General features: G+C 51.7%; 16 protein-coding genes. 3 read left to right on the top strand and 13 right to left on the bottom strand.

Annotated features, from left to right (window positions below; translation table 11 throughout):
* From ACYQ27_RS08555 to ACYQ27_RS08525, 7 genes are all read right to left on the bottom strand, one after another.
* Entirely contained in the window at nucleotides 1–1383 is a 1383-nt protein-coding gene (locus ACYQ27_RS08555; RefSeq protein ID WP_456453990.1) for a mannose-1-phosphate guanylyltransferase/mannose-6-phosphate isomerase, read from the bottom strand.
* The gene (gene mpgP / locus ACYQ27_RS08550) at nucleotides 1380–2114 is read right to left on the bottom strand and encodes a mannosyl-3-phosphoglycerate phosphatase (protein ID WP_456453991.1); all 735 of its coding nucleotides are present in this window, start codon (nucleotides 2112–2114) and stop codon (nucleotides 1380–1382) included. The genes ACYQ27_RS08555 and mpgP overlap by 4 nt, the downstream gene beginning before the upstream one ends.
* A 9-nt stretch (nucleotides 2115–2123) precedes the next feature.
* A complete protein-coding gene (gene mpgS / locus ACYQ27_RS08545; RefSeq protein WP_456453992.1) occupies nucleotides 2124–3308 on the bottom strand; it encodes a mannosyl-3-phosphoglycerate synthase in 1185 nt (394 codons plus the stop codon).
* A 107-nt stretch (nucleotides 3309–3415) separates the two neighbouring features.
* The gene (locus tag ACYQ27_RS08540) at nucleotides 3416–4783 is read right to left on the bottom strand and encodes an ADP-specific glucokinase (RefSeq protein ID WP_460041848.1); all 1368 of its coding nucleotides are present in this window, start codon (nucleotides 4781–4783) and stop codon (nucleotides 3416–3418) included.
* 115 nt (nucleotides 4784–4898) lie between these two features.
* Nucleotides 4899–5468, bottom strand: a complete 570-nt coding sequence (locus tag ACYQ27_RS08535) for a glucose-6-phosphate isomerase (protein ID WP_456453999.1) — start codon at nucleotides 5466–5468, stop codon at nucleotides 4899–4901.
* A gap of 73 nt (nucleotides 5469–5541) precedes the next feature.
* The gene (locus ACYQ27_RS08530; RefSeq protein WP_460041478.1) at nucleotides 5542–6129 is read right to left on the bottom strand and encodes a site-2 protease family protein; all 588 of its coding nucleotides are present in this window, start codon (nucleotides 6127–6129) and stop codon (nucleotides 5542–5544) included.
* Nucleotides 6126–6317, bottom strand: a complete 192-nt coding sequence (locus tag ACYQ27_RS08525; RefSeq protein ID WP_456394765.1) for a KH domain-containing protein — start codon at nucleotides 6315–6317, stop codon at nucleotides 6126–6128. Before ACYQ27_RS08525 ends, ACYQ27_RS08530 begins: the two co-directional genes overlap by 4 nt.
* Before the next feature lie 155 nt (nucleotides 6318–6472).
* Here ACYQ27_RS08525 and ACYQ27_RS08520 point away from each other — a divergent pair, with 155 nt between their 5' ends.
* Nucleotides 6473–6715, top strand: a complete 243-nt coding sequence (locus tag ACYQ27_RS08520) for a hypothetical protein (RefSeq protein ID WP_460041477.1) — start codon at nucleotides 6473–6475, stop codon at nucleotides 6713–6715.
* 173 nt (nucleotides 6716–6888) lie between these two features.
* Here the strand turns inward: ACYQ27_RS08520 and ACYQ27_RS08515 are convergent, their stop codons facing one another.
* From ACYQ27_RS08515 to ACYQ27_RS08495, 5 genes are all read right to left on the bottom strand, one after another.
* A complete protein-coding gene (locus ACYQ27_RS08515) occupies nucleotides 6889–7065 on the bottom strand; it encodes a zinc ribbon domain-containing protein (protein ID WP_456394764.1) in 177 nt (58 codons plus the stop codon).
* A 100-nt stretch (nucleotides 7066–7165) separates the two neighbouring features.
* Entirely contained in the window at nucleotides 7166–7858 is a 693-nt protein-coding gene (locus tag ACYQ27_RS08510) for a TraB domain-containing protein (RefSeq protein WP_456452134.1), read from the bottom strand.
* Nucleotides 7836–8759 carry a ribonuclease Z gene (locus tag ACYQ27_RS08505; RefSeq protein ID WP_460041476.1) on the bottom strand — a complete coding sequence of 308 codons (924 nt, stop codon included), beginning with the start codon at nucleotides 8757–8759 and terminating at the stop codon, nucleotides 7836–7838. The genes ACYQ27_RS08510 and ACYQ27_RS08505 overlap by 23 nt, the downstream gene beginning before the upstream one ends.
* A 29-nt stretch (nucleotides 8760–8788) precedes the next feature.
* Nucleotides 8789–10033 carry a hypothetical protein gene (locus tag ACYQ27_RS08500; RefSeq protein ID WP_460041475.1) on the bottom strand — a complete coding sequence of 415 codons (1245 nt, stop codon included), beginning with the start codon at nucleotides 10031–10033 and terminating at the stop codon, nucleotides 8789–8791.
* Nucleotides 10030–10998 (bottom strand): hypothetical protein, encoded by a 969-nt coding sequence (locus ACYQ27_RS08495; RefSeq protein WP_456452128.1) that lies wholly within the window; start codon nucleotides 10996–10998, stop codon nucleotides 10030–10032. Before ACYQ27_RS08495 ends, ACYQ27_RS08500 begins: the two co-directional genes overlap by 4 nt.
* 181 nt (nucleotides 10999–11179) lie before the next feature.
* On the opposite strand from ACYQ27_RS08495, the gene ACYQ27_RS08490 reads away from it, so the two are divergent.
* Both ACYQ27_RS08490 and ACYQ27_RS08485 read left to right on the top strand, forming a co-directional pair.
* Complete coding sequence (locus ACYQ27_RS08490) at nucleotides 11180–12139, top strand: tetratricopeptide repeat protein (protein ID WP_456394759.1); 960 nt, start codon at nucleotides 11180–11182, stop codon at nucleotides 12137–12139.
* Nucleotides 12140–12152: 13 nt separating this feature from the next.
* Complete coding sequence (locus ACYQ27_RS08485; protein WP_456452126.1) at nucleotides 12153–13076, top strand: GNAT family N-acetyltransferase; 924 nt, start codon at nucleotides 12153–12155, stop codon at nucleotides 13074–13076.
* Here ACYQ27_RS08485 and mobA read toward each other — a convergent pair.
* Complete coding sequence (gene mobA, locus ACYQ27_RS08480; RefSeq protein ID WP_456452124.1) at nucleotides 13054–13629, bottom strand: molybdenum cofactor guanylyltransferase MobA; 576 nt, start codon at nucleotides 13627–13629, stop codon at nucleotides 13054–13056. The genes ACYQ27_RS08485 and mobA overlap by 23 nt on opposite strands.
* Nucleotides 13630–13739 lie beyond the last annotated feature (110 nt).

Here is a 13739-nt window from a genome sequence, read left to right as displayed (position 1 = left end):
TTAGACCCTCCCAAACTCGTCATCAAAGCGAACTATGTCGTCCTCACCGAGATACTCCCCTATCTGGGTTTCTATAACCTCAAGGACGACCCTGCCCGGATTTTCAAGCCGGTGTCTGACGCCTGCCGGGATAAAGGTGCTCTCTCCGGGCCTCAGAAGGATTTCCCTGTCTTCTAGGATAACCTTTGCCGTCCCCCTGACAACAACCCAGTGCTCGCTCCTGTGGTAGTGCATCTGAAGCGAGAGCTTTTTGCCTGGCAGAACTGTCAGGCGCTTTATCTTGTAGCGATCCCCCTCTTCAAGGACGGTGTAGCTTCCCCACGGTCTGTAGGCCGTTCTGTGCACAATGACCCTCTCATCGCCCCTCTCCTTGAGCCTCCTGTAGACCTCTTTAACCTTCTGGGTCTCCCCCCTGTGGGCAACGAGCAGGGCATCCCCTGTGTCGATTATTACCAGATCACTCACCCCGACCGTTGCGGTCAGGCGCTCCGTCATTATGAGGTTGCTTTTTGAGTCTATGCCAACATATCCCGCCTTAAGCCCCCTGACCTTAACTGCGTTTCCGCCTTCATCCTTTTCAAAGGCATCGTATATTGCATCAAAGCTCCCGAGGTCGTTCCAGTAGACGTTGAGCGGGACAACGGCGGCCCTCGCGGTTTTCTCCATGATGCCATAGTCAACGCTTATATCCGGGACAATCTCATAGGCCTCCTCAATGCTCCCTGCTTCCTCAAATGCGCTGTACACCTCCGGGGCAAGGTTTCTCACATCCTCGATGAAGAGCTCCGTGTCGAACATGAACATTCCGCTGTTCCAGTAGTAGCCCTCCTCCACATAGCGCTTTGCGGTCTCGAAATCAGGCTTTTCCTTGAACTCCGCGACTTTATATCCGCCTTCCAGCTTTTCTCCGGGTCTTATGTAACCGTAGCCTGTATGGGGCTTTGTGGGCTTTATACCGAAAGTTACAAAATAATCCTCAGCGAGCTTCTCGGCTGTCTTAAATGCTTCAACATACCTCTCATTTGCATCAATAAGATGATCCGAAGGCAGAACAGCGACCTTTGATTTTCCGAAGTTTTCATGCACTGTTTTCAGGCCCCAGTAAATTGCCGGCAGTGTGTTCTTCCCGACAGGTTCGAGCAGGATGTTGTCCTCAGGGAGCTCAACGCCCATGTCCCTGAGCTCATCAAGAACCCTGAATCTGTACTCCCTGTTGGTTACCACGAATATTTCCTTTGGCTTTGAGAAAAGCAGGGCCCTCCTCACGGTTTTCTGAAATAGGGAGGTGTCATCGAAGATCTTTATGAACTGCTTCGGCATGAGCTCTCTGCTGAGCGGCCACAGACGGGTACCCTTTCCTCCGGCCAGTATCAGCGTTTTCATAATATCACCTCCTTTAGTTCCTCGATTGACCTTATATTTTTAATATTTTTATCCCCCGGATGGGTGAGCGTGCCCACGATATACGGGTGGTCAACTGCATTCAGGAGAGGGATGTCGTTGGGGGCGTCTCCAACGGCGTAGCTCTCAACATTCCCGAGCCTTCTGTAGAGGGAGAGCAAGACACGTGCGGCCTTTCCCTTGTCAGTGTCTCCGTGCACGCTGAAAAAGCGGCTTCCGCGGGACACCTTCAGGTTTTTCAGCCTTTCCGCAAAACCCTCCTTTTTCCACAGGAAGACAGTCTCCGAGTATTCCCTCTTCATTGCGAGCACGGCAAGCCTTTTTGGCAGTCCAGTAAAGCCCACGACCTCCTCAAGGGTCGAGTTTCCGTAGTATTTCAGCCCGAACTCGCCGGATACTGCATCAAGGGCACTCTTTATCACCCCGTATTTCTCCCCAAGCTCAATGACAATGTGGGAATCCCTCCTGAGGCCGGGAACCTCAAAATCGAAATATCCCTCAGGAATATAAACGGCGCTTCCGTTTTCAACTATGAAAGGAGCCTCAATTCCGAGGGCTTTTCTGTAGTACTCCTGCTCCGCCCGGGTTTTTGACGAATTGAAGACTATCTCGAAGCCTTTATTCTTCAGCCAGTCAACTATGTGGCCTGCGGGTTCGGGCGAATAGTCCTCCCCTATGAGCGTCCTGTCCAGATCAAGGAAGATAACCCTCATGGCATCCCCTCACACTTCGAATTTGAAGAGCGTCTCAGCACTGTCCTCAAGGATGCGGATCCACCTATCCGCGTCTATCTCCCTGATGGGGGTCATCACCCTGGGTTTAGGTGGCTCCTCCTTCTCACCAAGCAGACCGTGCAGCCTGAGGTCTTCAAGGATGCGCTTCTTCAGGCCGGCCGTGGCCAGCTTTGAGTGGTATATAACGCCCAGTGAGCTCAGAATCATGTCTGCCACATGCTCCTGTCCCTTCTCCTCATGGAAGTGCGGGTTTAGGGTTTCTATCTGGAATATCTCTATCCCCTGATCATAGACCTCCGCGTACTCCTCAATTCCCTCCCACTTCCCAAAGCGCTCGAAGAGGTAGACCAGCTCGAAGGGCTCTATTGAGTATCCCGTTGAGAAGGGCAGTATCTCGGCGAGTTTAAGCGTCATGGCATGCTCCCCCGCGTTTCCGGTGACTATGATGTTCGTCTCAAAATTCGTTCCGGCCCCGAAGAGGGCGTTCATGTACCTGTTTGTAATCTCGCTAACCCTCCCCCACTTCCTGAAGTAGAGCCCCCTCTTGCTAACCTTGGGCTTGTGCCTCCAGCTCAGCCTCACCATCGAGTAATCGCTCTCGCTCATCAGGAAGCCCGCGGCATAGTCCTTAACGTACTCATTGACGGCACCGGGGATGTAGTTGTCGGCATCAACAAAGCCCACATACTTCACTCCGAGGGCCTTGGCCAGGAGGATTCCTATGAGCATTCCCTCACCTTTGCCCCCCCTCACATTCCCTTTCTCATCAAAGATATCCGTGTAGCCGACCTCCCTGAATGCCCTTGCTATGCCCGCATCCTTCTGATGTATCATAACTATCTTTGAGTGGGTCAGGTTGTAGAAGTGCTTCACGAGGTCGACCTCCTGTTTGAACAGGTTGGGCCCTTCACGTTTGCTGTTCGAGACAATGATAATAGGGCACTGATGCGGTATTGCCTTGAGCACTCCATCGACGAGCTGAAGCTTCTCGTTCTTCATCGGGACAACTATGGCTATATCCTCCAGAATGCGGTAGATATCCTCCCTCGGGACGTTTTTGACCGTAAAGCTCCCAACATCCTTCGTCTGTGTGTCCAGCTTTATAACCTTCTGGACCTCGTAAATCTCAATTGCTCCAAACAGCTCCTTGTAAACGGGAGCTTCCAAAAGCATAAAATCACCTCCAATCGCTAAAACTGATTAAAGCACATACAGGCCCCTAAAATCAATAAAGACCCGAAGGAGGTTAGTAACTAAAGGTATATAAAATTTGCCCGGGGTTATCCCCTCAGGGCAAACTCGCACACGAAGGCAGAGCTCGAAATTGTGTCGCCGATTCCCACGGTGCTCTTTGGCCTCGCAACTATCTTCGTTGGAACGAAGCTCAGCTGTCCTTCCTCAACTCTGGCGATTCCCTCCTTAAGGCCGAATTCCTCCTTCAGCCTGCCCTCAACATCCACCGCTTTTTCATTCACCGGAACATCAAGGGCCCTGCCGACATCCTCCAGATTCCTCACGTCCCCGAGCTTTGCCTTGGCAGCTGCGGCAAGAGCGGCAAACAGGAGTGAATCTCTGATGTGCTCTCCGGTGTATGATGTGAGGGCGATGTAATAGCCGTAGGTGTGGAAGTGTATCCTCCTGACCCCCGTGACCTCGGCGAGCTTCTTCATGGCCCCAACAACCGCCAGGGGGTCAACCGGGTCGTGGGCGAGCAAAAGTTCCGCGAGCTCTTTTTCCCCAAGCACCTCCATCACGGAGGCGAGTTCAACCTCGTTCAGACCGACGCTCGTGAATTTACCGAGGATATCAACGAGCTTCCTCCTGACGGTCTCATCCGGTGTAAATGCAAATTCAAGATGGACCGGTATTCCCCTTTCATTCAGAATCTCCAGATGTCTTTCAATTTCCTCAAAAGGCCCGGCGTAATTTTCCTTTGTCAGGGCCTGCAGTCCGCTTATTATGGCCAGCTGCACCATTTCAGCTATTTCCTCGAAGTTCTCCCTGAACTCGGGCCTTATGTACAGGTTTGGATTGTAGTCATCGGCCGAACCTATGAACCTGTTCTCCCTCGGGGCCCTGATTCCAAGAACCTCAAACCCCCTCGGGAATTCGTAGATGTAATGTGTAAGGCTCTCCTCATCCCCGCTGAACTTCTTTGGATGGACGAATTTGAGAATGCCCTTTTCAACCTTTGGAACATAAATCGGGCCGTCCTTGAACAGATTGGCCTGCAGCTCTGAAATCTGGGGGACGTGGGCTATGACCGGGATGCCGTAAACCCCTCCAAGGAGATTCGCCATTATTCCGACCTGTCCCCCCATCCTGAGCTCATTCCAGCCCCACTCCCTCATGTACTGCCTTACGTGCATATTCTCAACAAAGAGCTCTGCCGCCTTCCCCCTTTTAATGCTCCACAGTATTCCTCCAAGGAGGTGTGGAATCTCCCTTATTCTATCAGGCAGTTCTTCGCTGTACCTGAGAACCTCATCCCTTCCTGCTCTTTCAATTCTCCCCTCCAGATCGTGAGGATCCAGATACTTCACAGCATCAATGTTGGTGTTGTATGCCAGCAGAATCCTTCCCATACCCGGGAGTGCTCCCTTTGCTCTCTCCAAAGCTCTGGAATACAGCCCATCCCACATCAGTATCACCGGGAGTGTTGTATGGTGGAGGGCTAATAAAAGTTGTGGTATACCGTGAGTATACAGAGAACGCATCCAGCCAGAAATACAGGAATGAACAAAAAATAGGAAACAGTCCTGCTCAGGCCTTCCACCGCGGATTATCCACAACCCTCACTTCTCCTCCTTCCTCGATGACGAGCTTTGAGAAGCCCCTGTCCTTTATGCTGCCGTAGTCGTGGCCGGCATCAGCAGGATACACTGCGAGGAATATGAAGGGCTCGCTGCCCGTGTTGACCGTCCTGTGGGCCCAGTACGGCGGCACATACACAACCGTTCCCGGCTCCATGGGAACCCATTCCGCCCTGCCTTCCGGTGTCTGGAGGAGCATCCCTCCCCTGCCCTTTATGGCATAGTATATCTCTGCCCTGTCAGCCTTCGAGTGGTAGTGGCCCTTTGTGAAGAAGAACTCCTTCCCAACCTTCCCGGGGTGGAGAACTGTGGTGGCAAAGTTCAAATCTCCCTCATTCTCTTCCTGTTCAATTGCATAGACCTCATAGACAACGGGGTCTTCCCGGAGGAGTTCATTGTATGCCTCCCCGTCGATGAAGTACCCCTTCAGGTCGCTCAAACGCCTTACGAGCTTCTTTGCACCCGGAATGACACCCGTCTCAAGATTGATTCTGGCTCCAATAGGCATCTTGTACTCCATCACCATCACCGGGTAAAAGTTTCCCCAGGCCTATTTAACTTTTCCCGTTGTATATCACCGGGGGTGTTTAACGTTAAAGCACGCTCCTGAGGAGATACGCCGCCCCTATTGCCACCGCCCAGTAGCCGCTGTTCCATCTGAGGACTTTGTAGCCATCAAGCGGCGGAACCGGCAGGAGGTTGAAAAATGCCAGCCAGAGGTTTATGCTTGCGGTGAACCTCAGCACCGCCCACGGCATCGTGTATGGCGTCAGATAGTACCTCGCAATGAGCCCGGCCGCTGTTCCAACGGCTATATTTGTAAGCGGGCCGGAGAGGCTTATTCTGCCGTAAGCCTCCCTGTCATCCCAGAACTGGTATGGAGCGTAGATATAAACCGCCCCGAGAGCAGCGAAGACCCACGACTGCCCCGTGGTGAGCTTTGTCAGTATGCCGATCCCTAAGGCGAGGGCTATACCCATATCCCATCTTCTGTAGAATGCGACATAGCCATATTTCCTCGCCACCTGCCGGTGGGCAAGTTCGTGGAAGACGAAGGCGGTGAGCACGACCGGGATCACGTAGGGTATGAGGCGGGCTTCAAAATTTGAGAATATAAATACCAGAACCACAAAGGACACGAGCAGATCCTCAAGCTCCTGCTGCCGGCTCAGGGGGTTCATCTACCCTTCACCTCAATCCTCCTGCCGAGAACCAGCTCTGCGGCTTTGACCGCCGTTCCTCCGCTCCCAACCGCTATCTTGACCTGATCTCTGGGAACATAAACGGTTATTTTATCCTCCCCGTATTCAATCTCTATAATCTCCACGCGAAGCATTTTCTCAAGTCTTTCTTTTATCTCCATGAGCATCCCCGATAAGAGTCGGGGGAAAGAAATATAAATGTAACCCTGTTCCCATCAGATATCGGGGGTGCTCTTGGGGGAATTTACCTTCCGAAAGCCATAGGGGATGCAGTATTCTTGAGTCTGCCTTTCAAATCACTGAAAGCCTTTTAAGTTTTGGAGTGGTAAGAGCTCTGAAAGCCCCTCTTGGAGGGCTTTCATCGTGTCCCCGCCAGAGCGGGGATGACGGGCGTCCTTCGGGCAGTTGGAGTTTGGAGGGGGGCTTTGAAGCGATAACCCCGAGCCTGCCTGCTCTGGCAGGTAGGGGTAACTGGGGGAAGACCCTCCCCGAGGGGTTCAGGGAACCCTTGAAAGGGTTCCCGATGGAGACCCCTCAAACCTCCCCGTCAATAGCGAGGGGTTAGCTCGTTGGAACCCTCGCCCTTCAGGGCAGGGAGGAGGTCAGTTTTAGGAGCTTGCTCACATACGGACATTCAGGCAAACAAAATGCACAAACAAAAACATTATGGGAACTAAAAGGAAAATGTAACGAAATCAGCCCGGACAGCTGTGGTGTGCCTGCCACCCCTTAGGCATCTCAGTCGAAGTCCCAGATTGTCCTTCCCTTGTAGAACATCATAACATAGCCGCAGTTCCTGCAGATGACTATCTTAACTTTGTGGGCCGTAAAGCCCCATTTGCTGTCGAGCTTTCCTTCCTCAACCTTAAAATCCGTTCCCCCGCAGAGGGGGCACTCAAGATGCATGCGCTCCATGAAACCACCGTAATTTCATTACAATTAACCTATAAAACGTTTTTCTTTTTTGAGTGTGTATGGGGTGTTGATGCTCTCAGAGGATACGCTTAAGCAAGCCTCAAACATACAACTCACCGGATGATACCTCTTTTTTCGAGTTGAGAATTCTCTCAATGCCCGCCTTGTGTCCAAGCCCGACCACCGCAATAACCCGGGGCTTTTTAATTCCATGCTCCCTGAGGGAGTCCACAATGGAGATGAGATTCCTCGCCATGATTTCGTTTCTCTCCTCCACGAGAATGCGGTGCAGATATGGATACCTCCTTTTGAACTGCACCATCATCATCCTGTACTCAGTCATAACATCAACATCTCTCCTTTCCCCCATCCCCAGGGGCATAAAAACCGCCATGCTCTCAAGCAGGAGCAGAAGCTTTTCCCTCGCCGGCGCGTTGAGAATCTTCGCCATTATCAGGCTGATATCCTCATCTATCAGAAAAAGGGGGATGCCCAGTTCCTCCGCAAGATTTATGGCTTCCTCCATCTCCCCACCGGGCATCATGCCGAACTCTTCTCCCAGCTTCTCCTCTACCCGGGCAAGGAGGTATGCCACAAAACCCCTGCGCCCGAGTTTCAATGCTTCCTCAAAACCCATCCTCTGCTTTGATTTCATCGAGAGGAACCTCGGCCTGTCAAGCTCCACGGCAATCCCGTGGGGTTTCTCCTCAAGAATGAGCCTCCTGACTCTCTCCCTGCTCTCCGGCGAAACATGCATCGTCCCGATAACCTTAACGTACCGAAGATAGCTCATAGCCCTCACCGCTCAGCCTCACAACATCAAAGTCCCGGGGTATTATAAACCTGTGCCCGCAGATTTCCTCCGCTCTGGAGGAGTATTCGGTAAAGCTGTATCTCGGCGCCCGATGAAAGAGAGCTAAAAGTTTTGCCTTTGTTTTTTCGGCCATTCCGCATGCCTCCTCCACGGTCGTATGATAGCTCTCCCCTCTGTCCTCCGGGCTCAGATAGGTGGCCTCATGGATGAGCAGATCAGCCTTTTCTCCGAACAGCCTGACCCGCTCGCACGGCTCGGTATCGCCTGTATAAACAACCTTAACCCCCCTCCTTTTTGGCCCTGTGACATCCTCCAGGCGGATTACACGGCCGTCTACCTCTATCGTTCCCTCCCTCTCAAGTTTTCCGAGAATCGGCCCCTCTCTAAGCCCGTATTCAGCGAGCTTTTCCGGGAGGAACTTCCCCCTCCGGTCGTTTTCTCTGAAAACATAGCCCAGAGCGGGGACGCCGTGTTCCACCTTGAAGCTCCATATTTCATATCCCCCGAACTTCAGCCTCGCCTCGCCAAGCTCGTGCACATGAATCGGAAAATCCGGCCTGAAAAATCCGCTCTTCAGGAAGTTCTGGATGAACTCGAAGGTGTATTTTGGCCCGTAGATGTGGAGCGGTTTCTTCCTCTTCCAGAGGGTCATGGTCTGGATCAGGGCCATCAATCCGAGGTAGTGGTCGCCGTGGAAGTGGGTTATGAAGATTTTCTCAATCCTCATGGGGCTAAGCCTTGCCGTATTGAGCTGCCTCATTGTCCCCTCGCCTACATCGAACAGGATTATCTCACCGTTATATCTGAGGGCGATTGATGGAACGTTCCTTTCCTTTGTGGGCATGATGCCGCCGGTGCCGAGGAAGATAACTTCAAGCATGATTTGAGATTGGATGACGGGTTTAAAAGTCATTTCCCGCTCCTCAACCTGAGCAGGCACAGCAGCGAGAGGGCGATGGCGAGGAGCGATATCCCAAGGGCAATGTCTGTTTTTCTCTCATCAGATGGCACGACATAGTAATCCGGATTCCTCCTGAGGCTGGCATCGAAGCTGAGGACATCAACGCCTTTACCCCCGAGGTACCAGAGCCTTATGCCGGAATCTACTTCCTTCTCAAAGATTCTCATGCCATCAAACAGGACATGAAGGTGTCGGGTACCATCGGGATTCCTGATTAGTGAAAGCTGCAGGTTGTGAATCCTCTTCTCGGGAATGAGCACACACCTCTTTGTTCTCCATCCATAGGGAGGGTAGATAAGGACGCAGAGGTTATCTCCATCGGTGTACAGCTTTGACACCTTTTCCTTTCCAAAATCAAAAGCCAGAACATCGGAGTCTCCACCATTCAGCCGGAACCACATCCCAACAGTCCCCTCATCCCACATCATGCCGCCCAGAGGGTAATCAAACCTGATCAGATTGCCATCCTTAAACAGCAGGTCATCATTAACAGGCCTCCTCCTGATCAGATAGTAGGCTGTTGCCGACACAAAGACATTCGGAGATACATCAATGCCCAGCAGGACTTTTCCGCTCGCATTTTTGCCCGGAATCCATGTCCTCCCGTCCACCACGGGAACCGTGAAGTTCTCTGTCACCCCGTTCCAGCTTAAAGATGCCTGGGCGAGTTTTCCCCTGTAATCATAGAGCTCTGCCTCAATCCCGAGGAGCTCCCCTGAAATGTTAAAATTTATCATCAGGGGCAGGTTTTTAACGGGTTTGCCCTTCCACTGGGTTCTAACGGCTTTTTCCGTTTTAACTTCAAGACGGGTGAGCCTCTTAAAGTCAATGGTCGCAAAAATTCTGTATTCCAAAGGCACGGCCTTACAGGAGAAGTTCGGGGTCAGGTAGAGGGTGAACTCGTCATAAAGCTCCAGCGGGACGGTCATGGTTGTTCTATTTCCGAACCACCTGAGCTCTGCCCTGCCTTCTTTTACAATCCGGTCATGCTGATAGACCCTGTATGTGGGGGAGGCATTGCAGGTTTCATTTGAGGAAAAGATGAACTCAATCCACTCTGCCCGGTATTCATGGGGAATTTCGGCGCGAATGGGATTCGTAAAGTTTCCCACAATAAGCTTTGAGCGCTCAAAGGCATCAGCAGGGGGAATCAAAAGCAGAAAAAGGATGACGCATAGAACCAGCCGCCTCATCTCCTCCACCTTATGGCGATTACGAGGGCAATAGCGACTGCAATGGCCAAAATCAGGTTGCCGTCTCTGTCCCTGGAGGTCTCAAAGAGCTCGGAGGGATTTCCCCCGACACCCCTGAAGCTCACGTTTCCGGTGATCCCCCGGAGGGATGCGAGGTATATTGGATGCCTGACATGGATGGACTTCTCAAACACGATTCCATTCCCGAGAATTCTGACCGACAGGTTTCCCCTCTGGAACTTCACCCCCATCCTGTAGATGCCGGGTGAGAGCGATGTGTTTTCCCCATAACACTCACAGTACTTTTCAGCCAGACAGACATTCCCGTTATGGATGCTGAGTATCGGGCAGGGCTCGCTCTTCCAGCCGGTTAGAACATCCTCGTTGCCGCCCCTGTATATGTAGGTGAAGTTGAGCTCGAATTCTTTCCAGTAGGTTTTGTTCGCAAACTCAAATGAGCGGATTGCCTGGGGATGTGCAGAGGGAGGGGCCAACTTCAGCGGGAGGTTCCTTGGGTTGGTTTTTGATGTTACAAACACGAATTTCTTCACTATGACCTCGCAGTCCTCCGATTTCGTGAGGCTTATGTTGAACGTGTATGGCCCCCTGCTGAGGTTGTAATGTCTGGAATAGAGATCAGGTTCAAACATCAGGAGATAAAGCGTTCCGTTAGCCCCCGGCCCCTCGCCATAACCCACATGGAACTTTTTCCCGCTGCCATCAACAAGCCCAACTTCACTGCTGAATGTGCAGTTTCCCATAGCAGAAACAAGGATTCCAGCCCAGTAGAGGTAATCGGTGGTGTTGAGCATATACCCGTTCCATCTGAAGGTGGTGTTGCCTGTATCGGCCCAGGCAAAGGTTGGGCTCTCAGTGATGCTGTAACTGTCCGCTGAGAAGGTGAAGCTGTAAGCGGCGACCGGGGAGAGAACAAGGAGCATCAGTACTGGCAGGAGTTTTTTCATCGGTCTCACCTTTCATAATTCTCATCTTACTTTCGTGGATGGGACTTAAAAGCTTTATCCCTGAGGGAACGGTCTTTTGAGGGGATACTGGTGGAGGCCCATTAACAGGCCCTGCCCGTGGGAAGGCCGGAACACCTAAAGTTAAATACCCGCACAGCCAAGATATTATGAGGTGCTGGAAATGGAGGAGATTCTCAAAGCAATAGAAGAGAAGGATACAAAGAAGGTTGCAAACCTTCTGTATTACAGGGTGGATGATCTGAGCGATGAAGATTTGAAAGAGCTCCTTGAAAGGGCTGAAAAGCTGGCTCTGGAGCTCAGGGATTTTGATCTGTACAAGCTCGTTGTTTATTACTATCATGAGCTTCTTGAGACTGAGAAGATAGGCGAATTTGAGAAGATGGCGGAGGAAGAGGATACATTCGAGGCCAAGTTCAACCTTGCAGACCTGTATTTCCTCATCGGAGAATTTGAAAAAAGCCTGAGCCTCTACGAACAGCTGCTTGAGGAAGAAACCGAAAAAGGAAACATGGAAAACATCGCAAAGGTTTACTACAACCTCGGACTGATACACGAGGAGCTTCAGGAATACGAAAAGGCGCTTGAGCTGATGAAAAAGGCTGAAGAAATCCTTGAAGAACTGGGAAAAAGCGATGAAGTCCTGCATGTGAGGATATATACGGGTTACATCAAGTTTGAGATGGGAAATATAGGCGAGGCAAAAGCTGATCTGGCGGATGTTTTAAGGCAGGTCAGGGATAAGCCCTCCCTGAAGGCGCAGGTGCATCTTGCATATGAGGAAATCTTTGAGGAAGAGGACAACTATGATGGGGCTCTTCAGGAGTGCCTGTATGCCATGCTTGAGGCCAAGGGCTTTGAATACGAGGATGTGGCATTTGATGCCTTCATAGACGTCATCTGGCAGCTCATGGTGGAGAACGACTTTGAGAGGATATACAAGAACATGGACATGTTTTCCAGGGGAATACCTGAGATGGCCAGCTTCTTCGAGGCGGTTAAGGCGATAGCCCTTTACAAGGATGGAGAAATCGGGCTTGAGAAGGCGAGCGAGGCCGTCTCAAAGGTCGAGGACAGACGGCTTCTTGACCTCCTTGAGTTCCTCACCGAGGCCGAGGCATGAGTCCGGTGATATTATGGAGATTAGAATAAGAAAGGGAACCCTCGAAGACGTGAAGGGAATCACGGAAACCCACCGCTCCGGGATAGAGGAGTGGTATCACTATGCAGATGGAAAGAGGACGGTAAAATCCACGTATGGAGAGCTCAGCATACTTGAGCGCTACCTCCACGGCGGGCCGTGGATGAGCGTGGAGAGCTGTGCCGTGCATATAAACAGCCTCCTGCTTGATGGGAACACGGCCATAGTTGCTGAAGCTGGCGGGAAAATCGTCGGGGAGGCCGAGTTGTTCATCAGCGAAGAACCTGTAGACGGAGAGCCCCGCAGGATAGCCCATCTGGATGTTATTGAAGTCCATAAAGACTTCAGGCGGAGGGGCATCGGGAAAGCTCTTATAGGTTTTTCAGAAGAAATTGCGGGGGAAAAGGGCTGCGATATGCTGACGGTAACCCCCGACAAAGGGGCAATGGGATTCTACGAAAAACTTGGAATTAAGGAAATCATCCACAGGGGGGTTATGGTGGATTTCAGCCTTGAAGGGTTTCCTTCAGGAGGGGCAGAAATCCGGATAGGCGACTTTAAATGGGACGAAATTCAGAGGAAGGAGATGGTTCTCGGAAAGTTCCAGAGCTCCTACGATCACTGGTTCACGGCCTTCAGGGACAGGATAGCCGGGGTTGATGACAGGCTGTACTTCGAGAGCGGCAGGTTTAACGAAACCCACTACGTCCTTGAGAGCAGCTTCTTTGGAGGAGATATAGCAACGGCATACGCATGGGGAGGTGACATTGCCGGGGCACTCCTCATAATTGGAAGCAGGGCAGGGGAGCTCGGATTCAGGAGGCTGCGCACCATAATAAGGGAGGAGGACATCAATTCGGTAAAATCCCTGAATCCCTCAATAACCGGCAGAAGCGTCATACTCGCAAAAATGCTCTGAGGTCTTCCTTTCTATTTACATTGAAAAAGCTCTCCTTCCACCTTTCAGGAAGGTTCTCAATCGGGATGTAACAGGAATCAGCATCCCGCACTGCCCTGTTCAGCTCGTAGCTTCCGTTTTTTATTCTCCGGGCCAGAACCCTCCTGAACCTGCAGGAGTATGCCGCATGAAGGGGTTCTATGTAGCCGTTCGGCCAGAGGGGGACACATGCCATCCTCCCGCTTTCAGCAAATCGCTCGATTATGAAGTCAACAAGGCCGGGTTCTATGGTGGGCATGTCTCCGGCGGCAATGAAAACATCCCCTGCAGCCAGAGCTGTATAAACGCCGCCGATGGGCCCAGCTGAAAGCTCGTCCGTAATGACCTCAAACCCAAGATGCCTGAACTTCCCTGCGTTTTCTTCGGAGGTGACCAGAAAAACACCCTCAACCCTCTCTGCCTGCAGGAGCCGCTCTATGGCATACATGATAAGCGGCTTCCCCCCTATCCTGTAGAGGAGCTTGTTTGCCCCAAAGCGCTTTGACTTTCCCCCGGCAAGCACCGCGGCACGCATGACAGTAGCTCTAATGCCCGGAACATTAAAAACATGATGGTGGTTTATAACCTTAGTATCATATTTCCAAAGGTTTATTTTTGCCCGACCCGAGTTTTTAGCAGGGGTGA

It is taken from the genome of Thermococcus atlanticus (assembly GCF_054657855.1).
The sequence above is the reverse complement of the archived record's forward strand: the minus strand, read 5'-3'. Positions and strand labels throughout refer to the sequence as shown.

Excerpts from the sequence above, each read along its gene's own strand:
- ACYQ27_RS08555 (WP_456453990.1), bottom strand. The coding sequence starts at position 1,383 with ATGAAAACGCTGATACTGGCCGGAGGAAAGGGTACCCGTCTGTGGCCG.
- mpgP (WP_456453991.1), bottom strand. The coding sequence starts at position 2,114 with ATGAGGGTTATCTTCCTTGATCTGGACAGGACGCTCATAGGGGAGGAC.
- mpgS (WP_456453992.1), bottom strand. The coding sequence starts at position 3,308 with ATGCTTTTGGAAGCTCCCGTTTACAAGGAGCTGTTTGGAGCAATTGAG.
- ACYQ27_RS08535 (WP_456453999.1), bottom strand. The coding sequence starts at position 5,468 with ATGGAGTACAAGATGCCTATTGGAGCCAGAATCAATCTTGAGACGGGT.
- ACYQ27_RS08530 (WP_460041478.1), bottom strand. The coding sequence starts at position 6,129 with ATGAACCCCCTGAGCCGGCAGCAGGAGCTTGAGGATCTGCTCGTGTCC.
- ACYQ27_RS08525 (WP_456394765.1), bottom strand. The coding sequence starts at position 6,317 with ATGCTCATGGAGATAAAAGAAAGACTTGAGAAAATGCTTCGCGTGGAG.
- ACYQ27_RS08515 (WP_456394764.1), bottom strand. The coding sequence starts at position 7,065 with ATGGAGCGCATGCATCTTGAGTGCCCCCTCTGCGGGGGAACGGATTTT.
- ACYQ27_RS08510 (WP_456452134.1), bottom strand. The coding sequence starts at position 7,858 with ATGAGCTATCTTCGGTACGTTAAGGTTATCGGGACGATGCATGTTTCG.
- ACYQ27_RS08505 (WP_460041476.1), bottom strand. The coding sequence starts at position 8,759 with ATGCTTGAAGTTATCTTCCTCGGCACCGGCGGCATCATGCCCACAAAG.
- ACYQ27_RS08500 (WP_460041475.1), bottom strand. The coding sequence starts at position 10,033 with ATGAGGCGGCTGGTTCTATGCGTCATCCTTTTTCTGCTTTTGATTCCC.
- ACYQ27_RS08495 (WP_456452128.1), bottom strand. The coding sequence starts at position 10,998 with ATGAAAAAACTCCTGCCAGTACTGATGCTCCTTGTTCTCTCCCCGGTC.
- ACYQ27_RS08490 (WP_456394759.1), top strand. The coding sequence starts at position 11,180 with ATGGAGGAGATTCTCAAAGCAATAGAAGAGAAGGATACAAAGAAGGTT.
- ACYQ27_RS08485 (WP_456452126.1), top strand. The coding sequence starts at position 12,153 with ATGGAGATTAGAATAAGAAAGGGAACCCTCGAAGACGTGAAGGGAATC.
- mobA (WP_456452124.1), bottom strand. The coding sequence starts at position 13,629 with ATGCGTGCCGCGGTGCTTGCCGGGGGAAAGTCAAAGCGCTTTGGGGCA.